The sequence below is a fragment of the Armatimonadia bacterium genome (genome assembly GCA_039679385.1).
GTDB lineage: Bacteria > Armatimonadota > Zipacnadia > Zipacnadales > JABUFB01 > JAJFTQ01.
This window is the reverse complement of sequence record JBDKVB010000180.1, coordinates 1-23483: the sequence shown is the minus strand read 5'-3', so window position 1 is coordinate 23483 and position 23483 is coordinate 1. Positions and strand designations below refer to the sequence as shown.

At 65.3% G+C, this 23483-nt stretch carries 17 protein-coding genes and 1 CRISPR repeat array; of the genes, 11 read left to right on the top strand and 6 right to left on the bottom strand.

The window, feature by feature from the left end:
* The 4 genes from ABFE16_20515 to ABFE16_20500 all read right to left on the bottom strand — a co-directional run.
* Positions 1–956, bottom strand: a 956-nt coding sequence (locus ABFE16_20515) for a hypothetical protein (protein MEN6347686.1), incomplete at its 3' end; no start/stop codon positions are given.
* Between the two features lie 108 nt (positions 957–1064).
* Entirely contained in the window at positions 1065–2132 is a 1068-nt protein-coding gene (locus ABFE16_20510; GenBank protein ID MEN6347685.1) for a substrate-binding domain-containing protein, read from the bottom strand.
* Positions 2129–3172 carry an ABC transporter permease gene (locus ABFE16_20505; protein MEN6347684.1) on the bottom strand — a complete coding sequence of 348 codons (1044 nt, stop codon included), beginning with the start codon at positions 3170–3172 and terminating at the stop codon, positions 2129–2131. The genes ABFE16_20510 and ABFE16_20505 overlap by 4 nt, the downstream gene beginning before the upstream one ends.
* A complete protein-coding gene (locus ABFE16_20500; protein ID MEN6347683.1) occupies positions 3169–5667 on the bottom strand; it encodes an ATP-binding cassette domain-containing protein in 2499 nt (832 codons plus the stop codon). Before ABFE16_20500 ends, ABFE16_20505 begins: the two co-directional genes overlap by 4 nt.
* Before the next feature lie 216 nt (positions 5668–5883).
* Between ABFE16_20500 and ABFE16_20495 the strand changes: the two genes are divergently transcribed.
* The 4 genes from ABFE16_20495 (at position 5884) to ABFE16_20480 (ending at position 10949) form a co-directional block, all read left to right on the top strand.
* Entirely contained in the window at positions 5884–7572 is a 1689-nt protein-coding gene (locus ABFE16_20495; protein MEN6347682.1) for a ribulokinase, read from the top strand.
* 42 nt (positions 7573–7614) lie between these two features.
* Positions 7615–8310 (top strand): L-ribulose-5-phosphate 4-epimerase, encoded by a 696-nt coding sequence (locus tag ABFE16_20490; protein MEN6347681.1) that lies wholly within the window; start codon positions 7615–7617, stop codon positions 8308–8310.
* 79 nt (positions 8311–8389) lie between these two features.
* Positions 8390–9802 (top strand): L-fucose/L-arabinose isomerase family protein, encoded by a 1413-nt coding sequence (locus ABFE16_20485; GenBank protein MEN6347680.1) that lies wholly within the window; start codon positions 8390–8392, stop codon positions 9800–9802.
* A 229-nt stretch (positions 9803–10031) separates the two neighbouring features.
* On the top strand, positions 10032–10949 hold the full coding sequence (locus tag ABFE16_20480; protein ID MEN6347679.1) for a hypothetical protein: 918 nt from the start codon (positions 10032–10034) through the stop codon (positions 10947–10949).
* A gap of 146 nt (positions 10950–11095) precedes the next feature.
* Here the strand turns inward: ABFE16_20480 and ABFE16_20475 are convergent, their stop codons facing one another.
* Together ABFE16_20475 and ABFE16_20470 are read right to left on the bottom strand one after the other, a co-directional pair.
* Positions 11096–12595, bottom strand: coding sequence for a sulfatase-like hydrolase/transferase (locus tag ABFE16_20475; protein ID MEN6347678.1), 1500 nt, complete (start codon positions 12593–12595; stop codon positions 11096–11098).
* Between the two features lie 57 nt (positions 12596–12652).
* Positions 12653–14056, bottom strand: coding sequence for a sulfatase-like hydrolase/transferase (locus tag ABFE16_20470; GenBank protein MEN6347677.1), 1404 nt, complete (start codon positions 14054–14056; stop codon positions 12653–12655).
* 679 nt (positions 14057–14735) lie between these two features.
* Here ABFE16_20470 and ABFE16_20465 point away from each other — a divergent pair.
* The 7 genes from ABFE16_20465 (at position 14736) to cas2 (ending at position 22859) form a co-directional block, all read left to right on the top strand.
* Positions 14736–17060: a CRISPR-associated endonuclease Cas3'' gene (locus ABFE16_20465; protein ID MEN6347676.1), complete on the top strand. Its 2325-nt coding sequence runs from the start codon at positions 14736–14738 to the stop codon at positions 17058–17060.
* 24 nt (positions 17061–17084) lie between these two features.
* Positions 17085–17876: a type I-C CRISPR-associated protein Cas5c gene (cas5c, locus tag ABFE16_20460; GenBank protein MEN6347675.1), complete on the top strand. Its 792-nt coding sequence runs from the start codon at positions 17085–17087 to the stop codon at positions 17874–17876.
* Positions 17870–19708: a type I-C CRISPR-associated protein Cas8c/Csd1 gene (gene cas8c / locus ABFE16_20455; protein MEN6347674.1), complete on the top strand. Its 1839-nt coding sequence runs from the start codon at positions 17870–17872 to the stop codon at positions 19706–19708. Before cas5c ends, cas8c begins: the two co-directional genes overlap by 7 nt.
* 1 nt (position 19709) lies before the next feature.
* Complete coding sequence (gene cas7c, locus ABFE16_20450; GenBank protein MEN6347673.1) at positions 19710–20732, top strand: type I-C CRISPR-associated protein Cas7/Csd2; 1023 nt, start codon at positions 19710–19712, stop codon at positions 20730–20732.
* A gap of 75 nt (positions 20733–20807) precedes the next feature.
* On the top strand, positions 20808–21503 hold the full coding sequence (gene cas4, locus ABFE16_20445) for a CRISPR-associated protein Cas4 (GenBank protein ID MEN6347672.1): 696 nt from the start codon (positions 20808–20810) through the stop codon (positions 21501–21503).
* Positions 21500–22531 (top strand): type I-C CRISPR-associated endonuclease Cas1c, encoded by a 1032-nt coding sequence (cas1c, locus tag ABFE16_20440; protein ID MEN6347671.1) that lies wholly within the window; start codon positions 21500–21502, stop codon positions 22529–22531. Before cas4 ends, cas1c begins: the two co-directional genes overlap by 4 nt.
* 37 nt (positions 22532–22568) lie before the next feature.
* Positions 22569–22859, top strand: a complete 291-nt coding sequence (cas2, locus tag ABFE16_20435) for a CRISPR-associated endonuclease Cas2 (GenBank protein MEN6347670.1) — start codon at positions 22569–22571, stop codon at positions 22857–22859.
* A gap of 241 nt (positions 22860–23100) precedes the next feature.
* A CRISPR array of direct repeats spans positions 23101–23463; the repeat unit is 32 nt; unit sequence GTCGCCCCCCATGCGGGGGCGTGGATTGAAAC.
* Positions 23464–23483: the final 20 nt, after the last annotated feature.

Genomic DNA, 23483 nt, shown 5'->3' with positions numbered 1-23483 from the left:
CGGTTGATGCCCAGGTACAGCCAGGAGAGCTCCCAGTAGTAGTCATGGCCGGTGAAGGCGCCGCTGTTGTAGATGCGTGACTTGCCGCCACCTCGGACGCCTGCCAACTGTTCCTGCGCCCAGTCGGCCCAGTGCAGGTCGAGCAACTGGCCGGTCAAGCGCTTCAGTTCGGGGTCGTCGGAGAAGTCGTAGACGTTGTACAGGCCCTTGAGGGAGATCAGCCCGTACATCCCATTGGCCGCCTCGATCCAGAGACCCTTCCGTGCTCGTTCGCGCAGGTACTCCTTGAGGAAGGCGGTCCAGGCGGTATAGTGCTGGGCAGGGGTCGAGCCGTCATGGAAGGCCCGGTCGGCGAAGGCCGGGTCACGCAGGAATAGACGCGTCGCATGCCAGGCTGTGGTGACCCGCTGCAGTTGATGGTTCTCGGAGTCCCAGACAAACCAGGTGTGGCTGGTGCTGAAGTCCGCGTCGGTCAGGTGTGAGTTGGCGTCCGTCCACAGCCACAGGACCTCGAGGGCTGCCTTCTCCACCTCCGGCGTAGTCCGTCCAGGGGCTCGGGAGCCCTGCTTGCCGAAGAACTCGAGAGTGCGGCACAGCATGTCAGCCGACCAGTAGAAGTTGTCGGCGTCGTTGCGCTCGGGCGCGTTGTCGATGTAGTAGCGGCACATCTCCAGGAGCAGCGAGTTGGCGGTGTCCAACTGCTCCTTGAGCCAGCACGAACGCAGAGCGAAGGTAGTGATGGAGATGCTCCAGTCGCGCACGAAGGCCGGACGTCCCTTGCCCAGAGGTGGCTGCTTGGCTGCGATCTGCGGTGGCTGCCCGGCGACAGACTGCATCGCGGCATCCCGTCGGGCCTCGAAGCCGTCGCGGATCGTCGTCAGTTCGGCGTCCGTGAGGGCATGGAGGGTGGAAGTGACTCCGAGGGCCAGGAGCAGGATGGCGATACGCTGCAACATTGGGCACGTCCTCTCAATACCGATCACGAGGCGGCAGAACCGCAGACTGGAGCGGGAATGCCCGGCGGGACGAAGTGGAACCGTCCCGCCGAGGGCATCGGGTGGGAGCTAGAAGTCGAACTGGGCGATGTTATCCTTGGTGAAGCGCATCGGCGGCCCGAGAAAGACCTGGTCGCCCTTGACCTCGACCTCTTTGAGCCGACCGGCCGACAGCTTCGTAGTGCCCGCTGCGAGCTTGCCGTCACTGAGAGCCTGCGCCGCCTGCACGACCAGGTAGCCCAGGTCGATGGGGTTCCACAGGACGACGGTCTTCACGACACCGGCATCCACGAACTGCTTCATGGGCTTGGGAGTTGCGAGACCGACGACGGCGACCTTGCCGGCCTTCTGGGCCTGCTGCACGGCATCAGCCGCACCCGGGAAGGCCACAGAGGAGAGTGCGAAGACGCCCTGCAGGTCCGGGTAGGTCTTGATCAGTTCCTGGGTGGCCTTGAAGGCCAACGCCTGGTCTTCCTCGCTCGGTTTGGGCTCGCAGACGAGCGTCATCTTCGGGTACTTGGTGGGCATGTACTTCTTCATCGCCGCGATCCAGGCGTTCTGGTTGGCAGCAGTAAGGGAGGCGGTGACGATGGCGACCTTCGACTCGGGGCCGACCTGCGCCGCCATCTCGTCGATCAGGGCCTTGGCGACGGCGTCCTCGGAAGCCTGGTTGATGAAGAACTCGCGACCGGACTTCTGCGCCGAGGCGTCTGCATCATAGGTGATGACGTGGATGCCCTTGTCGCGGGCCTTCTTGAGGACCGGCGCGATGGAGTCGGGGTCGTTCGGCGAGACGGCGATCACCTGAACGTTCTGCGCGATGTAGCCCTCGATGAGTTGGATCTGGGCATCCACCTTGTCCTCGGTGGGGCCGTCGAAGATGAGGTCGATGTTCCCGAGTTCCTTAGCCGCCTCCTGGGCGCCCTTCTCGCAGGCGTTGAAGTAGTCGGTGCCCTTGATCTTGGGGACCATGAGGACGGTGACCTTCTCGCCGCCTGCGCCTCCACCGGCCATGTTCTCCGTCTCAGGGACGTTGGGCGACATGGGCTCCTGCGGCTCTGTGGGCCTCGTCTTGGTGCACCCGGTGAGGGCAACAGCCAACAGGGCGACGATGAGCAAGAGGAACAGACGTCTCATCTTGTACACTCTCCTTTGGAGGGCACCTGGTCCGGCGAGTCGGGAGTGGCCTGCTGTGTGGGTGGTGCAGCGCTCGGCGAAGGGCGACGGCGCGACCTGGCGGAGAACTGCTGGATCAGCGCAGCCGTGATGAGCACTGCGCCGAGGATGATCTTCTGGTCCTCGAAGGGAACTCGGGCGAGAGTCAGCCCACGGACGAGACTGCCAACGACGAGCAGGCCCAGGACACTGCCGAGAGTGCTCCCGCGTCCGCCCTGGATACTCACGCCGCCCAGAACGCAGACCGTGATGACATCCAGTTCCATGAAGGTGCCTGCGTCGGCCTTGGCGGTCGCCACCCGGGAGAGGAAGATCGCTCCGGCCAGCGCCGCCATGAGTCCGGCAAAGACGTAGAGCAGTATCTTGACCCGCGCAACCGGGACCCCGGCGAACCAGGCACCCCGCTCGTTGTGTCCGATGGCGTACACCTGGCGCCCGAAGGCGGTCCGATGCAGGACGATCCCTGAGAGCACCGCCAGGACGAGGAAAATGGGGAGCTGCTGAGGCACCTGCAGTACGCCAAGGACCGTGTAGTAGGACTGGCCGAGGTCGTAGTAGCTCGGCGGGAAGTCGCTGACCGGCGCCTCGGCGCCCAGACCCAGGGCGATGCCTCGGTACAGGGCCATCGTCGCCAGCGTGACAATCAGCGGCGGGATGCGGACGCGGGCGATGAACAGACCATTGAGGAGTCCGGCCAGGGCACCGACCAGAAGACCCAGACAGAGGTCCGGCATCGGCCCCAGGTGCAGGTAGCGCCAGCCCATGCCCATGGCGACCACGCTCAGGCCGACGATCGACCCCACGGAGAGGTCGATGCCGCCAGTGATGAGGATCGGGGTCATGGCCAGGGCGATGAGGCCGGTCTCGACGAAGAAACGCGACATCTCCAGCAGGTTGTCGGGCTGGAAGAAGTGCGGGTTCAGCAGTCCCATGGCCAGCATGGTCAGAACCAGCAGACCGAAGATGGCAAGGACCTCGCGAGAGAGGCGCAGACGGGTCATGCAGCCTCACCTCCCCGGCGTGAGCGCAGGGCGTCGATCACAACGGCCCCGAGGATGAGCACGCCTTGGAAGGCGCGCTCCCAGGTGGGCTCTATGTGCAGATGGGTCAGCGACCCGGCGATGACCCCCAACAGCAGGACACCGAGGACCGTGCCGCCGATGGTCCCCGATCCGCCAAGGACACTCGTGCCGCCAACAACCACGGCGGTGATGACCACCATCTCCATCCCGTTGCCCGCGTTGGTCTGCACGGCGCTCCAGCGGGCCGCGAAGACGAAGGCCGCCAGACCGGTAAGCACCCCCATCATCAGGTACACGAAGGCGGTCACGCCCCGGACGGAGATGCCGACACGGCCGGCGGCTTCGGGATGACTGCCGACGGCGTAGATAGAGCGACCGAGCGCCGTCCAGCGAGCCATGGCTGCAACGGCGACCGCCGCCACCAGCGCTATCCACACCGGCAGCGGCACCCCGAGCGGTGTGCTGAGACCAAGCTCCCGGAAGTCGGAAGGGATGTTGATCCACTTGCCGCGCGTGAAGTGGATGAGCACGTGACGGAAGAGCGTGAGAGTTGCCAGGGTGGCGATGATCGGTGGGACGCCCGCCGCCGTGATGAGCCCGGCGTTGATGGCGCCAAGGACTACACCGGTCGTGAGGGACACAGCCAGAACCACGATCGGCGGGAGTCCGGCTGCGGCACAGGTTGCGGCAAGGGTCGCCGCCACCGCGAAGACCGAGCCGATGGAGATGTCGATGCCCGCGGTGAGGATCACCAGCGTCATCCCGACCGCGGCGATGAGCAAGTGGGAGTTGTTGACGAGGATGTCCGCCAGATTCTGGGGCTGGGCGAAGGTCGGTGCAGCCAGTGAGATCCCCACGAGCAGCACCAGCAGCAAGGCCGCGAGCCCCAGTTCGCGCATCGGGGCCTTGCGCGCCTTGATCTGGACCTCCTGGGCTCCCTCTTCGCTGGTTCCGAGGGCCAGGTCGAGAACGGCCTCCTGAGTGGCCTCGGCACCTCGCTTCTCCCCGACAAGTCGACCCCGGTGCATGACCAGGACCCGGTCACTGAGGGAGAGCAGCTCAGGCAAGTCCGAGGATACCAGTAGTATGCCGACGCCCTGCGAGGCAAGCTGTCTCATGCCGCGATGGATCTCGGCCCGGGCACCCACGTCGACGCCCTGGGTCGGCTCCTCGAGAATCAGCACCCGCGGCGTTGTCAGCAGGCGAGAGGCGAGAGCGACCTTCTGTTGGTTGCCGCCCGAAAGGCTCCCTACGGCCTGTTCAATCCCCGCCGCGCGGACGTCCAGTTGGGTGAACAACTCCTGGGCTCGCGACTCCTCGCGGCGTCGGTCCAGGAGTCCCATCGCCCCGACGAAGCGCCCCAGGGACCCGAGGGTGATGTTCTCGCGCACCGACATGGGCAGGATGAGGGCTTCGTGGTGCCGGTCGGCGGGGACGAAGCTGATGCCCGCTGCATTCACACGTCCCGGACTACACCCGGCCAGGTTGTGTCCGTCGAGACTGACTGACCCCTTGTCGGGCACGACGACTCCGGCCAAGGCCCGCAGAACCTCGTTGCGTCCCGATCCGGCCACGCCGCCAATCCCCAGAATCTCGCCAGGCTGCAGGGAGAAGGATACGTCGGCGAAGTGGCCCTGTACCGCCAGGTCCTCGACCCGCAACAGAGCGGCCTGGGTCTCGGCTGCTTCCGGTCCTGCCGGAGACGGTGCCGGCCCTTCGGCTTCAGCACCCTCACGACCGACCATCATCGCCACCAGCGTTTCGCGGGTCACCTGGTCAATCGGAAGGCTGCGAACCACGGCACCGTCGCGCAGGACGGTGACCTGGTGGGCGAGTTCGAATACCTCGGCAAGCCGGTGGCTGATGTAGATGATGGATACGCCCTGCTGATTCAGCCGGCGCATGAGTGCGAAGAGACGCTCAGTGTCGTCCTGTCCAAGAGGGGCCGTCGGTTCGTCAAGGATCAGCAACCTAGCATCGGCCAGCAGTGCCCGGGCAATCTGAAGGAGCTGGCGCTCGGCAACCGTCATCTCGCCGACCCGCGCGTTAAGGTTGAGGCTGATCCCCATCTGCTCCAGGACGGCCTGCGCCTTCCGACGCATCTGACTCCAGGACACGGTGCGAGCTACACCACGGGGCCAGGCGCCGACGAAGAGGTTTTCGAGCGCGGACAGGGAGTGGAACAGGTCGGGGTGCTGCGGAACCATCGTCACGCCGTATTCGCGAGCCTTGCGCGGTGTGAACTGGGTGACGTGAGTGCCCTGGATGCGGACCGTCCCGGCCTCCGGCGTAAGCTGACCGGCGATGATCTTCACCAGCGTCGACTTGCCGGCGCCATTCTCTCCGACGAGGGCGTGGATCTCTCCCGCACCCACGGAGAGCGAGACGTCCTTGAGCGCCAGAATGCCCGGGAACTCCTTGCGAAGGCCCTGACACTCGAAGGCCGGCGTGTTGTTGTGTGGGATGCTGGTCAAGGCGTGCTCACCTGTGCAGGGGGCGACGGTACATCGTGATCCGAGGGGTATGGGTCAGATGTCTGCCGGCGAATTCGCCGAAGACACTGCAGCGACCTTCTCGCGAGGCCCCGGCTGTGTGAAGGTATCGGCTTCCTCCAATGAGAATACCCCTCTGTCGGCCATGCAAGGCAGCGCCTTGACCTGTGCGGCCTTCGCTTGAGGGAGGCGACGACCTTGACTGACACCAGGTTTTCCCTGGGTCTTGATTTCGGCACCAACTCCGTGCGCGCTCTGATCGCCGATGTTGCCACCGGCGAAGAGGTCGCCACGGCAGTCAGCAACTACAAGCGGGGTGACGCCGGCGTAATCGGTGATGCGGCGAATCCCCACGTGGCCCGACAGCATCCGGCCGACTACCACGAGTGCATGGTCGAGTGCGTGCGGGAGGCGCTCAAGGTTGCGGCCGAGGTGAAGGGGTTCAGCGCCGACCGCGTCATCGGCATCGGCGTGGATACGACCGGCTCGACTCCGCTGCCGGTGGATGCGAGCGGCACACCTCTGGCCTTCCTCGACGCCTTCTCGGACAGCAAAGAGGCCCTGGCGTGGCTGTGGAAGGACCACTCCTCCATGGACGAGGCGGAGCAGATCACTGCTCTTGCCGCCGAGCACCGGCCTCAGTATCTGGCCAAGTCAGGCGGAACCTACTCCTCCGAGTGGTACTTCTCGAAGATCTGGCATTGCCTGAAGGTCGCGCCGAGGGTGTTTGAGGCGGCTGCAAGCTGGGTGGAGTTCTGCGACTACATCCCGGCCCTTCTGGTGGGTAACACCGCCCCGCGAGCCCTGAAGCGTGGTGTGTGTTCTGCCGGACACAAGGCCATGTACTGCGAGGAATGGGGCGGCCTGCCCGATACCGAGTTCCTGGGCATGATCGACCCGCGGATGGGCCAGTTGCGAGGACGGCTCTACGAGAAAGCCTATGCCTCGGATGTCACTGCCGGGAACCTCTGCGCCGAGTGGGCTGAGAAGCTGGGGCTTCCGTCTGGGATCCCCGTGGCGGTCGGGGCCTTCGATGCGCACTACGGAGCAGTTGCCGCAGGCGTGAAGGTCGGCACCGTGGTGAAGATCCTGGGCACCTCGACCTGCGACATCACCGTGGCGGCCAAGACCGGCGCCGGACTAGACATCCCCGGTGTGTGCGGAATCGTCGACGGCTCTGTCCTGCCGGGCTTCTATGGCATCGAGGCCGGACAGTCGGCGGTCGGCGACATCTTCAACTGGTTCGTCAGCAACGTGTGCGAGGCCGACGCAGGCTTGCATGAGGTCCTGACGACAGAAGCCGCAAAGCTCAAGCCCGGCGAGAGCGGCCTCCTATCGATGGACTGGAACAATGGCAACCGCACAGTTCTGGTGGATGCGCGGCTGACCGGCCTGTTGCTCGGACAGACGCTGCGGACAGGTCGGGCGGAGATATACCGCGCGCTCATCGAGGCCACGGCCTTCGGGTCGCTCAAGATCCAGGACCGTATGGCCGAGTACGGAGTGCCCATCGACCGGATCATCGCCTGCGGAGGAATCGCCGAGAAGAACTCCTTCCTGATGCAGATCTACGCCGATGTGCTCAACACGCCGCTGGAGGTCTCGCGCTCGGGGCAGACCTGCGCCCTGGGTGCGGCGATCTTCGGTGCCGTCGTCGCCGGGCCACAGGCCGGTGGCTACGCCAACGCTCAGGCGGCCCAGGCACACATGACCGGGGTCAAGGACATCGTGTACAAGCCGCAGGCCAAGAACCGCAAGGTGTACGGCGAGCTGTACGAGCTCTACGGGCAACTCCACGACGCCTTCGGTGTCGAGGGCCACTGCAGCAGCCTGTTCCCGGTGATGAAGCGGCTGCTCGAGATCAAACAGCGGGTCACTACGGGCTGACCGACGCTCGGCCCACAGCCGGGCACGGAGAGAAGCGCAAGGATGCTCGAGGCTCTGAAGCAGGAAGTGTACGAGGCCAACCTGTCGCTGCAGCGCTCAGGCCTGGTGGTCCTGACCTGGGGCAACGTGAGTGGGCGCGACCCGGAGACCGGGCTGGTTGCCATCAAACCCAGTGGGGTCTCCTACGAGAAGATGCGGCCGGAGGACATGGTTGTGCTGGACCTGGAGGGGCAGGTGGTCGAAGGCGACCTGCGGCCCTCCTCCGATACCGCCACGCATCTTGAGCTGTACCGCAGCTTCCAGGGCATCGGCGGCGTGGCCCATACTCATTCGACCTATGCCACGGCCTGGGCGCAGGCAAAGCGTGCCCTGCCTTGCTATGGCACGACCCATGCAGACAGCTTCTATGGTTCAGTACCGGTCACTGCCGACTTGAGCGCTGAAGCCCTCGCCGGCGACTACGAGCTGGAGACCGGGAAGGCGATCGTCGCTGCCTTTGCAGACCTCGACCCGCTGCAGGTACCGGCGGTGCTGGTGGCCGGTCATGGTCCCTTCACCTGGGGCAAGTCGGCGGCGCAGGCCTTCGAAAGCAGCCTGGTGCTGGAGCAGGTCGCGCTGATGGCAGCCGTGACGGAAGGGCTTCGCTGCGACGCGGGGCCGATCTCTCAGGGGCTCCTGGACAAGCACTTCCTGCGCAAGCATGGCAAGGACGCCTACTACGGACAGACCGGGACCTGAAGGGTCCCTTTACTGCAGTTCAGATTCCGCAAGACCAGACTCGAAGTGCGTAACCTATGCCAACCAAAAGGAGTAGGCCATGAGCAAGAAGACAACCTTTGGTGTGATCGTCGGCAACCGGGGTTTCTTCCCGGACCATCTCGCTGTTGAGGGCCGCAAGGAGATCCTCGGGATACTGGAGCAGCAGGGGTACGGGACCGTCTGCGTGACGCCGGAGGACACCTACCTGGGTTCCGTGGTTACCCGCGAGGATGCCCACAAGTGCGCCGACCTGTTCAAGAAGCATGCTGACTGCATCGACGGGATCCTCATCACGCTCCCGAACTTCGGCGAGGAGCGGGGAATCGCCGATGCGCTTCGGCTGGCCGGGCTCGACGTGCCGGTCCTGGTGCAGGCCTATCCCGACGACCTGTCCAAGCTGAGCCTGGCGGACCGCCGTGATAGCTTCTGCGGCAAGATGTCCTGCTGCAACAACCTCACGCAGTACGGCGTCGACTACTCGCTGACCTCGCAGCACACGATGGACCCGAGTTCGGCTGCCTTCGCCGCCGACCTCAAGTGGTTCGGCGCAGTGTGCCGCGTGGTGAAGGGCCTCAAGGGCGCTCGCATCGGGGCCATCGGCACTCGCCCGGCGGCCTTCAACACCGTGCGCTACAGTGAGAAGATCCTCGAGGCCAACGGCATCTCGGTGGAGCCGATCGACCTGTCCGAGATCCTGGCACGCATCGAGAAGCTGGACGACGCAGCGGAGTGCGTGCAGAAGAGGTTCAACGCCGTCAAGAGCTACGTCTGCCTCGGCGAGACCCCCGACGTGGCGCTGATGAAGATGGCCAAGTTCGCCGCCGTCGTCGACGAGTGGATGGAGGCCAACGAGCTGCAGGCAACAGCCGTCCAGTGCTGGACCTCGATTGAGGAGAACTACGGCATCGTTCCCTGCGGCGTCATGAGCATGATGAGCGAGCGCCTGATCCCCGGCGCCTGCGAGGTCGACGTCACCGGCGCAATCGGCATGTACTCGCTGGCGCTGGCCGCCGAGCAGCCCGCGGCACTCGTGGACTGGAACAACAACTACGGCGACGATCCGGACAAGTGCGTCGTGTTCCACTGCAGCAACTTCCCGAAGAGCTGCTTCTCCGACGTCAAGATGCGCTGGCAGGACATCATCGGCGCCAGCGTCGGCAACGAGAACACCTTCGGCGCCTGCGTCGGCCGAGTGAAGCCGGGGCCCTTCACCTTCGCCCGCGTTTCCACCGATGACCTCGTCGGTGAGGTTCGCGCGTACGTCGGCCAGGGCGAGTTCACTGACGATCCCCTGGACACTTTCGGCGGTGTCGGCGTGGCCAGGATCGAGGAGCTCCAGAGCCTGCTGCAGGTGATCTGCCAGATGGGCTTCGAGCATCACGTGGCCCTGACCCATGCCCAGGTTGGCGCAGCCATTGCCGAAGCCTGGGGCAACTACCTGGACTGGGACGTCTACGTGCACGGCGAGTAGGCGGCCTGAACCGAGAACGCGCAGACAGTCTGCTTCTGCGAAAACAGGGGCCATCCGACAGGGTGGTCCCTGTTCGTGTCTGCGGGCAGAGACCGGATAAGGGGCATAGGAAGTGGATATGCTGTGACTACACAGACAGCACCTGAAGAATGGATAAAAACTCTCCGCGTGAGTAATCCTTTGCCCGTAGCGTGGTAGAATGGTTCTATACTGGCACAGGAGGACCCACATGGCACGCTTCATGCTCCACCTTGTGTCTGCGTTGGTTCTCGTTGTGGTGGTGATGATCGCTAGCGGAGGCGGCTTCGGCCCGTCGCTGGAGGCGACGCGCTCCGTCCTGCGTGGGGACAGCCCAAAGACCGCAAAGGGCGTGCCCGTGGTCTCCACCTGGGCCGGCAGCCTGCGGCAGCGGGGAACCCTGTCGTCTCGGCCGGGACGCGTCTCCCTGCGCGGGACCATGAGGATGAGCCAGCTCTCCGCGCGCGCCTCCCGGCCTGGGGTCAGTCCATGGCGCTACGTCTCGGTTCAGACGGGAGGAATGGAGTTCCACCTCTCGGTGGAGGGGAAGGACCGCGGGGTTCCGGCCTACTGCACCCGCGGGGCGATGAAGTATCTTGGCGAGATGTACCTGCCGCCGGTGGTGCGTGGGGCGATCCTCACCGTGCGGTGCGGCATCGATAGCGTTGACCCCGGGCTGTGGGGTATCACGGAGCCACGCGCGGACACCATCGTGATCTGCCGAGGCGAATCCGACGAAGTGTGGACTGAGTTTTCGCTGACCTGTGATGACCTTCCGGGAAACGGCCCTTCTGGTCCGCACCGCTACTGGATCAGCCTGGGCCAGAGGCAGTGGTCGGGCGTATCATACAGGCATGAGGTGGGAGGGCTCTGGACCCCGTCGGTGACGGAGCCTGACCACGCGGTGGTGACCTTCTGTCAGGTGCCGGGCGCTGCAGGCCAGGACCTGGGCGCCGTGACCCTCTGCGCCGATGGCAGACCGGTCCCGTTGGACGGAGTGTGGGTCGGCGACTACCGTGGCGTGATTGAGGGCGCCGGCAATGCGCTCATCTGCCGTGTCCCCACGGCAGATGAGTGGCAGGCCAAGGCGGATGCGGTACAACGCTTGGCGGCGCTTGAACGACACTGAATCCTCTCGCAGGGGACTGATGTGGTGGCTGAGGGGTCGCCGGTGGGGCTGGACCTGGTGGTGGGGTTAGGGCAGGGGCGAGGGCACTCCGTCAAGGAGTCCCTCGCCCCTCCTTGTTCTGGGATGGCATTGGCCGTGTGCCCGGGTCACTTGCGGCGTGTGGCCTGCTCCATGGCAAGCCCCGTGCTATAGTCGAGCTGCCGCGGCTCGTACTCCTCGTTCTCGCGCTGCCGGGTCATCGCCGTGTAGTTCCAGGTCGCCGGGCGAGCGTCTTTGCGCCAGGGCCTTCGCTCCCAACAGTAGCCCCGGAAGGGGTCCCTCGTTTCGTTCATCCAGTCCAGTATCCTGTCGTGCAGTTGGTCGCGCACTGCCGCGTGTTCCGGGACGTCGATGAGGTTCACCATCTCGTCAGGGTCGGTCCCCAGGTCATAGAGCTCATCGGTGGTAAGCAGGTTCACGACCAGCTTGTAGCGACCGTCGAAGGCGCAGCGTACCGGCTGGAACCCGCCGAAGCTGTCATGGTCGACCTCGTAGCGGCCAAACTCCATGAAGACGGCCTCGTTGGTGCGCTGCCTGGGGTCGCAGAAGGTCGGCAGCATGCTATGGCCCTCCAGGGACTGACCCACGTGCAGACCGGCGGCCTCCATGAGTGTGGGCACCAGGTCGATGTGCGAGATCGGGTGCTCGCAGGAGCTCTGCGCCGGGGCTCGGCCGGGCCAGCGGACGAGGAAGGGTATGTGGGTGATCTCCTCATACATCGCCGGGCCCTTGCCGCTGAGGCTGTGTGCGCTCAGGGCGTCGCCGTGGTCCGAGGTGTAGATCACCAGGGCATCGGCAGCGTACTCATCGATGGCCTGCACGACACGGCCGATCTCGTAGTCGACGTAGGAGTTGCAGCCCAGGAACGCAGCCGGGCTGATGCGCAGGGCGCCCTTGTCTTCCTTGAGACGCTCACCGGCCCAGACGCGGTGATGCTCGGGCTTGTTCTCGAGCGGGTCCCACACGTTGCGGCCCTTGGGGAACTCATAGCCCTTGTACATCTGTGAGTAGGGACGCGGACAGACGAAGGGCCCGTGCGGCTCATCATAGGAGACCACCAGGAGGAAGTCCTCGTCGTGGTGGTTGCTCAGGAACTGGATGGCCCGGTTCGAGACACGGTGCCCGTAGCAGAAGTCCTCCGTCAGGCTCGGGTCCTCGTTGAGCTTGGTCTGGCGCGACCGCAGGCGGTCTTCCGGTGTGAGCTCCTCGAGGTAGTTGCGCATGTCATACCAGTAGTCGGCATCCCAGCCGTCGGGGCACCGTCCGACGCCGAAGTAGTCGCCACCGTCGAGGTGCCACTTGCCCAGGTAGGCGGTATGGAACGCGTTGTCGCGGAAGCGCTGCCCGAGGGTCTTGACGTTGTCGCCCAGGGGCAGGCTGTTGGCCCAGCTTCCGTTGCTGTGCGGCCAGGTGCCGGTGAAAAGCCCTGCCCGTGCTGGACCGCAGACCGGCTGGCAGGTGTAGGCTCGGTCGAACCGGATACCCTCCGAGGCCAGGCGGTCGAGGCAGGGCGTCTTCATGTCCGGATGGCCGTAGCATCCGACCATGTCTGTGCGCTGGGTGTCGGTCATGATGACAACGATCTTGCGGGTCGTTGCAGGTGCCATGGTGTCTCCTCCCAAGTCTTGCCTGAGCGGCAGTGATTCGCCTGCGCCGCCGGCTCCCTAAGCCTGAGTCTCGTAGCCGTCCCAGAAGGCGTGTTCGCGCTCGCGGATATCACCGGTTTCCTGCCGCCGGCGGAGAAGCTCTGTCCGGAGGCGCTGCAGGTGCTCGGAGCACGCGGGGTCTGCCGATAGGTTGCTTTGCTCCCAGGGGTCCTCCTCCAGGTCGAACAACTGGGTCGTGCGCCGGCCGTTCACCACGTACTCGATGAGCTTCCAGCGACGGTCGCGGACGGATCGGTGCAGATGGCGATAGGCAAAGAGCAGCGTGTCCCGGATCACGCACTCCGGGTCGCGCAGCGCGGGCACAAGGCTCTTGCCGTCGACGGTCGGCGGCGTGTCGATCCCGACAAGCTCGCACAGAGTGGGGAAGAGGTCAAGTAGATAGCAGAGGGCGTTGCGTCGCTCGCCCTGTGGGATGCCGGGACCGCTCAGGATCAGCGGCACATGAACGCTGTGCTCGTAGGTGCTCTGCTTGCCCATCAGCCCATGCTGACCAAGGGCCAGGCCATTGTCGCCCGCGAACACGACGATTGTATTGTCCTCCTGACCGGACTCGCGGAGGGCCTCCAGCACACGCCCCATCTGCGCGTCGGCATGGGTGATCATCGCGTAGTACTCAGCAAGGTGGCGCCGAATCGCCTCCGGTGTCCGGGGCCAGTCCTCAAGCAGTTCGTCGCGGATCTTCAGCTCTCCGTTGTCGAAGGGATGGCCGCCGAGGAAGTTGGGCGGCAGGTCGATGTCCTCGGGGTCGTACATCTCAAGGTACTCGCGAGGCATCGTGCGCGGGTCGTGGGGTGCCATGAAGGACAGGTACAGGAAGAAGGGGCGCTTCGCATCGTAGCTATGGAGGAACCTGACGGCCGCGTCGCCGAAGAGTTCGCTGGAGTGCCTGCCGGCTTCCACATGGTCGCAGGGACGCCACCGGACCTGGTTGGTCGTCATCGGGTCCACGCAGATCGGTAGAGTCTGGGCATAGCGTCCCGTGGGGTCGTAGTGGTAGGCCGGAACGTTCCAATGGTCGCACATGCCGCCGAAGTAGATCTGCGCCCCGCCCTCGAAGGACCGGTTCAGCGACGCCTTCCCGTTGTGCCACTTGCCGATCCCGTAGGTCTGGTAACCGCTCTGGCGCAAGGTCTCGCCCAGGAGAGCATGATCCGCCGGTATCTGCTCACCGAGGCCCTCGAGGTGGAACAGCGACCGCCCGGTGTGCAGCATGGCCCGGCTGGGCATGCAGACCGCTGGTGACGTTCCGCCCATGATGTGGCTTTCGGTAAAGGTCGTGCCGCGAGCGACCAGCGAGTCCAGCGCCGGTGTATGAATCTGCTCGTTGCCAAGGGCATGGATCGTGTCGAAGCGCTGGTCGTCGGTGAACAGAAACAGGATATTGGGCCGTGCGTCACTCACCCCGTATCACCTCCATCAGAGTACCGGCACACCGAAGGGCAATCTGCCTTCCCGGCAGAAAGGTCGCACAGGACCGGGATGGCACCCGGCACATCGCCGGTTCCCTGGGTTGTCAGATACACTCGCCCTCGCGTGCCACCACGATACGACGTCCCCGGGGCACCGTCAATCTGTCTCGCAGGCACCGCACTGCCTGCCCTCCCTCTTGCCCCGATGCCTTCGTGATGCCCGACACTCCCGTTCTACGTGCCGACAGAGAACCGTCACTATCCGGCACCCTGCTTGGGGAGGTGACATGATAGTAATGAGGAATAGGCTCTTTCACGTTCTTCTTTGGTGCATGGCAACTATCTCTACCGATTCAGCCTGTAGAGTCTGCTGACTACGGTTATATGTGTAGTTGCTTGCCGGGGCCCTGACTGCCGCCAACCAGTTTGGTCGCAGCCTGGGCCTGCTCCCAGTCGTGCCCGCCCAAGTACGAGCACCGGGGCGTATGACCACCGCTCCCTGCCGGAGCGAGGATTGCCTCCGCAATTTCCGTCGAATCGCCCTCTGACCTGACACGGGCTGTCAGGGTGATGTGCTACAGAACTGTCCACAGAGCACGACTGTCTACCGTCGCCATCCCTCTGCAGCACCACGCTACACGTGCATGCAACTCCGCGAGAGGTGTTGACGCATGACCTACCTGGCGCACTCCGAGAACGCCTACGAGCACACACAGTCACTGTCTGACCACCTAACTTCAGTCGCAGACTTAGCCGCCCAGTTCGCTGCGGCCTGGGGAGGAGGCGACTTGGCGCACCTCGCCGGCCTCCTCCACGATCTGGGCAAGTACGGCGACCTGTTCCAGGCCCGCCTTGAGGGCCGCGAGAAGCACATCGACCACTGGTCCGCCGGTGCTACTGCCCTCAGCGAGCACTTTGGTGAGGCCGGTCTCGCCGCCGCGGTCGCAGTGCAGGGCCATCACCTTGGGCTCCAGCAGGCGGAGGAAGCCAGCCTCAAGCCCGACAGGCTGCACCAGCCGCACCCGCCCGAGTTCCGTCTCTCCGCACCCTCCCTCGAGGAGTTGCTGGGACGTTTCGCCGCCGATGACTTGGCCCTCCCTGAGCAGCCGCCGGAGTCGACCTACTCCGGCCTCGATGGGGCTGCAGCCGCCGCCATGTTGGACCTGCGGATGCTCTACTCGTGCCTGGTCGATGCCGACGGTCTGGACACCGAGGCCCACTGCAACGGAACTGCCGACGGCGCCAAGCAGTACCGCGAAGCCGGGCCGACGCTTGACGCCGAGCGCGACCTCAAGGTTCTCCTGAGCCACATAGAGCGCCTTGCCTCGAAGTCCCAGGCAACGGAGAAGGTCAACGAACTCCGGGCCGACCTACTGGAAGCCTGCCTCAAGGCCGCCAAGGGTCCGCAGGGCTGCTTCACTCTCTCCGCTCCCACGGGGTCGGGCAAGACCCTCAGCATGCTCGCCTTCGCACTCCGGCACGCCCTGACTCACGGCCTGCGCCGCATCGTCATGGTCATCCCCTACTTAAGCATCATCGACCAGACCGTGGCCGAGTACCGCAAGGTCCTCTCGCAGGTTCTCGCGCCACAGGAGCTCGACCGCTACCTGCTTGAGGACCACAGTCTCGCCGGCACCCGCGACGGCAGATCGGACGGCCGGCCCTCCGACGAGCAGGACAACTCCGCCCGCCTGCTGGCCCAGAACTGGGACGCGCCCATCGTCATCACGACCAGCGTTCAGTTCCTGGAGTCCCTCTTCGCCAATCGCTCTCGCGCTTGCCGCAAGCTCCACCGTCTGGCCGGGAGCGTCATCCTCTTCGACGAAGTCCAGACGCTCGGCAGCTCCCTGGCGGTCCCTACGCTGGCAACTCTTTCCCACCTCACCGAGCGCTACAGCGCCAGTGTGGTCTTCTCGACCGCCACCCAGCCGGCCTTCACGCACCTCAACGAAGCGGTCGAGTGGTTCGCCGATTCCGGCTGGCAGCCCCGGGAGATCGTGCCCGCGGAGCTGGACCTCTTCGGACGTGCCCGCCGAACTCACATCGAGTGGCCGCAGCGTAGCGACCAGCGCCCCTCCTGGGAGACCCTTGCCGGGGAGCTGGCGCAGGTGCCGCAGGTGCTGTGTATCGTCAACCTCAAGCGCCATGCCCAGGCGCTGCTTGAGGCCCTGTCCTCGCAGTTGGAGTCGCCTGACCTGTGCCATCTCTCGACCAGCATGTGCCCTGCTCACCGTGCGCGAGTCCTGGAGCAGATCCGTCAGCGCCTCAGCGACGGACTCCCCTGTCATCTCATCTCCACGCAGTGCGTTGAGGCGGGCGTCGACCTCGACTTCCCGCTCCTGTATCGCGCCTGGGGACCGCTGGATGCCATCGCTCAGGCCGCGGGGCGCTGCAACCGCAACGGAAGGCTTGACCTCGGCACCGTGCACCTGTTCTTCCCGGAGGATGACGGACGGGGGCTCTACCCGGGTGGCGGATACGGTCAGGCCGCCGGTGCCGCCGAGACGGTGCTGATGGGCCGTGGGGCAGAGGGGATGGACCTCGCTGACCCCGGTCTCTTCGAGAGCTACTACCGCTTGCTGTACGACCTGCAGGACGTCGCCAATGTCGATCGACAGCTCCAGGACAAGGACTCTCTGCTCAACGCCGTCTTCCGCCAGGACTTCGTCCAGGTCTCCGAACGCTACCGTGTCATCGAGCAGGATACGGTCAATGTGCTCGTGCCCTATGAGCCTCAGATCTCCGTACCAATCGCTGATGAGTTACGCCGTGACGGACTAAGCCGCGCGCTGATCCAGCGGGCCAGGCCCTACACCGTGGGCGTCTATCCCAATCGCACCCGCGGCCCGCTCGCCGACGGACTTGAGCCCGTGCCGATCCGTGGCGGACGAAAGGGGGAATACGCCGATGACTGGTTCATCTACACCGGTCCCGAGGGCTACGACGACCTACGCGGTCTCCTCGAGCCCGAGTCCGGGAAGTACTTGGGATTCTGAATCCAGAGGATGGGAGGAAAGCTCGTGACACCCAAAGACCAGGTTCTTGAAGTGTGGGGCGATCTGGCCTGCTTCACCCGCCCTGAGCTCAAAGTGGAGCGCTTCAGCTACCCCATCATCACGCCCTCCGCAGCGCGGGGCATCTACGACGCCATCTACTGCAAGCCGAACCGCTACGGCAGAGAGGCCGAGTTCCGCTGGCAGATCACGGCGGTCGAGGTGCTGCCCTGGGATAGCCAGGAGAAGCCTCACTCGTCCTTCAGTCCCAGCTACATCGCTCTTCGGCGCAACGAGGTGAAGGAGAAGGGACCCTCTGACCGCACGGTTGCGCAGTGGGCCTCGGGCAGGGAGGAACCGCAGCCGATCTTCGCCGACGCCGACAAGAGTTTCCTCGGAACGGACGCCAAGGGCCGCACCCAGCGGCAGACCATGGCGCTCAGGCACGTTCGCTATCGCCTCCACGCCGAGATGCGCCCCTGGCCCGGCTTCGAGGAGCGCCAACAAGCTCTGGAGGCACAGTTCCGCCGTCGTGCCGGGCATGGCAAGTGCATCTACCAGCCCTACTTCGGATGCCGCGAGTTCCCCGCTTACTTCGAGTTGGTGGAGCCCGGTGCCGAGGGCGTGTCGCCCGTCGACTGGGACGGCGACCTGGGCTGGATGCTCTACGATGTCTTTGACCTCTCCCGTCCCGGCACCTGGGAGAGCCCGGCGCGGATCAGCCTCTTCGATGCGCGTCTCAGCAGCGGTGTCCTCCAGGTTCCCGACTACGACAGCGCCGCCGTGCTCAAGGTCGAAGGCGGTGAGGGCCGGTGCTGAAGCAGCTTGTGGAGTACGCCAAGGATCACCTGCCGGGGTCCGAGCCCGGCTTCACCACCAAGACCGTCAAGTGGGCCATTGTCTTCGCCTCTTCCGGCGATGGCTTATCCGTCGTGGAGTTGGGTGACACCACGGCCAAGCGCAACCCCGGCCGCGAGTTCACCCGCTGTCCCGAGATGGGCTTCAGTCAGATGAAGGCGGGCGGCGTAACCAAGAGCCACTTCCTCATCGACACGACCGAGGTGGTCGCGCTTCTCGGCGACAAGGCGCAGGATCCCAAGAACCTGGCGAAGCACGCCTACTTCCTCTACCTGCTGCGCCAGGCAAGTGCCGTCCTGCCGGAGCTGGAGAACGTCGCCGACTACCTCGACGACCCCGCCTCCTTGCAGCAGGTCCAGGAGCGGCTCGCCGAGCAGAAGGCTAAGCCGAACGAGAAGGTCACCTTTCGCATCGGCGGCGCCTTCCCCGTTGAGTCGACGGCCTGGTATGACTGGTGGCGCAGCTTCCGCAAGACCCTCTCCGGCGGCTCGGCGAACGGTGCCAAGAGACGGTCCGCTGGCGATTCTTCCATGCGCAGCTTCGTCTCCGGAGAGCTGACTAGCCCCGCGCCGACTCACCCGAAGATCACCGGTCTCGCCGATGTCGGTGGCTCCTCCATGGGTTCTCCGCTCATCGGCTTTGACAAGGACGCCTTCACTTCCTACGGCCTGTCCCAGTCCGCCAACTGCGCCGTCTCCGTCGAGGACGCCACCGCCTACCGTGACGCCCTCAATGACCTCCTGGCCAAACACTCCGAGCGTCTGGCCGGGGCTAAGGTCGCCTACTGGTTCGCGAAGCCCGTGGCGGACGAGGACAACCCGGTGCAGATGCTCACCAACCCCGCGGAGAACGGTGAGGATTCGCCCGCAGCGAAGCGGCAGGCCCAGCAGCAGCGCCGCGAGGAGGCCAACGCTCAGCATCGTGCCCATGAGCTCCTCACGGCCATCCGCGACGGAGAGCGCCCCGACCTCGCCGACAACCGCTACAACGCGCTAACCCTCTCGGGTGCCGCTGGCCGCGTGATGGTCCGCGACTGGATGGAGGGCAGTTTCGCCGAGCTCGTCGAGAACATCGCCGCCTGGTTCGACGATCTGGCGATCGTCCATCGCGCCGGTGGCAATGCCCTCGCTCCTTGCCCGAAGTTCCTTGCGGTCCTGTCTGCGACCGTCCGCGAACTCGACGACCTCGCAGCGCCCATGGTTAGCCGTGTGTGGCGCTCAGCTCTCCACTGCGAGCCGATCCCCCGGTCTGCCCATGCGCAGGCCCTGGCTCGGGTCCGCCTGGACATTCTCAACGACGCCGTTCCGAATCACGCCCGCATGGGCCTGCTCAGAGCCTATCACCTGCGTGCACACCGCTCGAAGGGAGACGACGTAATGGCGCAAGCACTCAAGCCCTACCTGAACGAGGAGCACCCCAGCCTTGCCTACCACTGCGGAAGGCTGATGGCGGTCTACGCAGCCCTGCAGCATGCCGCCCTCGGAGACGTGGGCGCCGGCGTTGTGCAGCGCTACTACGCCGCCGCCAGTGCCACACCCGCCCTGGTCCTGGGGCGTCTCGCACGCTCCAGCCAGTTCCACCTCAACAAGCTCGAGGGTGGCCTGACCTACTGGTATGAGTCCGCGCTGTCGCAGATCTGGAGCCGCCTTGGCGACGGCGCTCCGCGCACCCTCGACCTCGAGGAGCAGAGCCTTTTCGCCCTCGGCTACTACCAGCAACTCGCCGACCTGCGCACCAAGAAGACCGATGACAAGGCCGCCGATACCACCACCAACCCGAAGGGGGACGACTAACATGTCCGAGGCCATCAAGAACCGCTACGAGTTCCTGTACCTGTTCGACTGCGAGAACGGCAATCCCAACGGCGATCCCGACGCCGCCAATGCCCCGCGGATTGACCCCGAGGATCTCCATGGCCTCGTGTCCGACGTTGCGCTCAAGCGCCGGGTGCGCAACTACGTGCAGATCGCCCGCGGCAACGAGATGCCCTACGCCATCTTCGTTGAGCACGCCACCAACCTCAATCGCCGTATCGTCGAGGCCCATGAGAAGACCGATGGCGGCTTCGACCCGGCCGGGAAGAGCGCGGCCAAGAAGACCGCCAAGAAGGCAGAGAACGGCGAGGATGAGGCCGAGGGTACCTCCAGCGCCGGGAAGGCCAAGGTCGCTCTCGCCCGTGACTGGATGTGCCGGAACTTCTACGACGTACGTACCTTCGGCGCGGTCATGAGCACCGGCCCCAATGCCGGCCAGGTGCGCGGACCGGTGCAGTTCGCCTTCGCCCGCTCCCTTGACCCCGTGGTGCCGCTGGACATCTCCATCACCCGGATGGCCGTGGCCCAGGATGTCAAGGGTGCGAAAACCAGTCAGGAGTACCTCGATTGGGAGAACGAGCAGCCCGAGGACAAGCTCCGCACCATGGGCCGCAAGAGCCTCATCCCCTACGGCCTCTACGCCGCTCGGGGCTTCCTCAGCGCCCATCTCGCCGAGGGTACCGGCTTCTCCGAGGGCGACCTGGAACTGCTCTGGGAGTCGCTCCTGAACATGTACGAGCACGACCGCTCGGCCAGCAAGGGCCTCATGTCCTGCCGCGGGCTCTTCGTGTTCAAGCACGTCGGCACCGACTCCGACGCGACCCAGCGCGCTCAGCAAGCGAAGCTCGGCTGTGCCCCGGCACACCGGCTCTTCGATGCCGTGCACGTCACCAGGCGCGATGACGTCACGGCGCCGCGCAGCTTCTCCGACTACGACGTCACCATCGATCAGGAGGCCCTCGCCAAGTACCCCGGCGTGGAGCTGAAGCAGTTCGACGTGTAGGCACTTGTGTGCAAGTCCTTCGTCCCCCCCCATGCGGGGTGTGGACTCAGGGAGACATACGCGGAGGACCCGACCATGTATGACGACGAGGAACTCCTGCCCATCTCGGCGCTCCAGCATCTGGCCTTCTGCCCACGCCAATGCGCCCTCCTTCACGTCGAGGGCCTGTGGGCGGAGAACCGCCTCACCGTCCAGGGCAAGCAACTCCATGATCAGGCCCACGAGCCCGGGACCGAGAGCCGGTGCGACCTGCGAATTGCCCGGGGCCTTCGCCTCCGGTCTCTCCGCCTAGGCCTCGCCGGTCAGTGCGACGTGGTCGAGTTCCACCGCGTGCCCGACAACTGCTCAGACCAAGGCGTACACCTGGAAGGGCTGTCAGGACTCTGGCAGCCCTTCCCTGTCGAGTACAAGCGCGGCAAGCCCAAGTCCGATGACTGCGACCTCGTCCAGCTCTGCGCTCAGGCGCTGTGCCTGGAGGAGATGCTGGGCGTGATCCTCCAGCGGGGCGCCATGTACTACGGACAGCCGCGCCGCCGCCTGGAGGTCGACTTCGACGAGGCCCTCCGCAGCCGTGTCGAGCAGTTGGCGATGCAGCTCCGGCAGATGCTCACCGACGGCATCACACCAGAGCCCGTCAAGTCACCCAGGTGCCGCGGTTGCTCAATGTCCGACCAGTGCCTCCCTGCGACGACCGGCAGATCACATCGGGCCTCACGCTATGTGCAGAGCATCCTGGACACCGCCCTGAAGGAGGAGGACCCGCCGATTTGAAGCGACTCTTGAACACGCTCTACATAACGACGCCGGGCACCTACCTGGCGCGGGAGAATGAGACGGTAGTTGTGCGACATGAGGGCGAGGTCAAGCTGCGGGTACCGGTGCGGGGCCTGTGCGGAATCGTGTGCTTCGGTCGCGTCGGTTGCAGCCCACAGCTCATGGGCCTGTGCGCCCAGAACGGAATCGCCATCTCCTTCCTGAGCAGCTATGGTCGGTACTGGGCTCGCGTGCAGGGCCCGGTATCCGGCAACGTTCTCCTGCGCCGCGAGCAGTACCGCCGGGCCGATCATCCCGAGGCCGCCGCGGAGGTCACCCGCGACCTGCTCCTGGGGAAGGTCGCCAACGCCCGCGCTGTCCTGCAGCGGGCGGTCCGTGACCATCCCCAGTCTCCCGGCACGCAGCAGATTGCCGAGGCCGGGGAACGGCTGCGTCTCGTGCTGAAGGCGCTGGCGCAGCCTGTCTCAGTGGACACAGCGCGCGGCTACGAGGGCGAGGCGGCTCGCGCTTACTTCTCAGCCTTCGACCACCTGATCACGGCGCAGAAGGACGAGTTCCACTTCAGCTACCGCAACCGTCGCCCGCCGCTCGACCGCGTGAATGCGCTGCTCTCCTTCCTCTACTCGCTCCTGGTCCATGACACGGCTGCGGCCCTGGAGTGCGTGGGACTGGATCCTGCCGTGGGATTCCTCCACCGTGACCGGCCGGGGCGTCCAGGTCTGGCGCTGGACCTGATGGAGGAGCAGCGGTCCTTCGTCGCCGACCGCTTGGTGTTGTCACTGATCAACCGCTGGCAGGTGCGGCCCGAGGGTTTTGAGGTGACCGAGACCGGTGCGGTGCAGATGGACGACGCCACTCGCAAGGTGGTCCTGACAGCCTACCAGAGCCGCAAGCAGGAGGAGATCGAGCACCCCTTCCTGGGGGAGAAGATCCCGGTCGGGCTGATCTCACATGTGCAGGCGATGCTTCTGGCTCGCTACCTGCGCGGTGACCTCGACGCCTATCCTCCCTTCCTGTGGAAATAGGCGCCGACGGTCCTGGACGAGAGGAGATGGGTTGAAGGTGATGGTGCTGGTCGGCTATGATGTATCCACAGAGACGGCTGAGGGACGTCGCAGGCTTCGTCATGTCGCGAAGCTGTGTCAGGATTACGGACAGCGGGTGCAGTTCTCGCTGTTCGAGTGCCTGGTGGACCCGGCGCAGTGGGCCGAACTGCGGGCGGAGCTTGTGGAGGAGATTGACGAGGCCACCGACAGTCTGCGCTTCTATTTCCTGGGGGCGAACTGGCGGCGACGCGTGGAGCATGTTGGGGCGAAGGCCTCGTGGGACCCGGAGGGCCCGCTGATTCTGTAGCAGCGGCCGGTTGACGGCGGAGGAAAGCGTCGTGTCGGGCCTCGGGAGGGGGCACGGCAATGTACGCGAACGTCAAGTGCCCAGAGTTTCCCAGGGAGGTTCGCGGAGGCGTAGTACGGCGGGTTCCGGCGTCCTGGGTGTCATATGGTGTCAGGTTGTTGTGCGTAGGAGGTGTTGTGGCGGAGAGGTTCGCGGAAAGCTCTCCCGGAGGCCCTGTCGCTCAGGGGATAGGGGAGATGATGTCGCCCCCCATGCGGGGGCGTGGATTGAAACAAACTCGACAATCCGCAGGCGCGGGCCTTCTTGCGTCGCCCCCCATGCGGGGGCGTGGATTGAAACTCGCCCTGGGGGATGGCGGCCGAAGGCCAGGGCATGTCGCCCCCCATGCGGGGGCGTGGATTGAAACGTCACGCCCGGCGTCGTCACCATGGTCAGCCTACGTCGCCCCCCATGCGGGGGCGTGGATTGAAACCGCGCAGGACACCAGCGCCACGAACTCAGCCAGCGTCGCCCCCCATGCGGGGGCGTGGATTGAAACCTCGCCGCCAACCTTCCGCCCGCTACCGATGCGTGTCGCCCCCCATGCGGGGGCGTGGATTGAAACAGTTCGGAGCGCACGCGGCG

Coding starts and splice junctions, on each gene's coding strand:
- cas7c (MEN6347673.1), top strand. CDS start 19,710: ATGTCCGAGGCCATCAAGAACCGCTACGAGTTCCTGTACCTGTTCGAC.
- ABFE16_20490 (MEN6347681.1), top strand. CDS start 7,615: ATGCTCGAGGCTCTGAAGCAGGAAGTGTACGAGGCCAACCTGTCGCTG.
- ABFE16_20485 (MEN6347680.1), top strand. CDS start 8,390: ATGAGCAAGAAGACAACCTTTGGTGTGATCGTCGGCAACCGGGGTTTC.
- ABFE16_20465 (MEN6347676.1), top strand. CDS start 14,736: ATGACCTACCTGGCGCACTCCGAGAACGCCTACGAGCACACACAGTCA.
- cas4 (MEN6347672.1), top strand. CDS start 20,808: ATGTATGACGACGAGGAACTCCTGCCCATCTCGGCGCTCCAGCATCTG.
- ABFE16_20505 (MEN6347684.1), bottom strand. CDS start 3,172: ATGACCCGTCTGCGCCTCTCTCGCGAGGTCCTTGCCATCTTCGGTCTG.
- ABFE16_20475 (MEN6347678.1), bottom strand. CDS start 12,595: ATGGCACCTGCAACGACCCGCAAGATCGTTGTCATCATGACCGACACC.
- ABFE16_20480 (MEN6347679.1), top strand. CDS start 10,032: ATGGCACGCTTCATGCTCCACCTTGTGTCTGCGTTGGTTCTCGTTGTG.
- ABFE16_20510 (MEN6347685.1), bottom strand. CDS start 2,132: ATGAGACGTCTGTTCCTCTTGCTCATCGTCGCCCTGTTGGCTGTTGCC.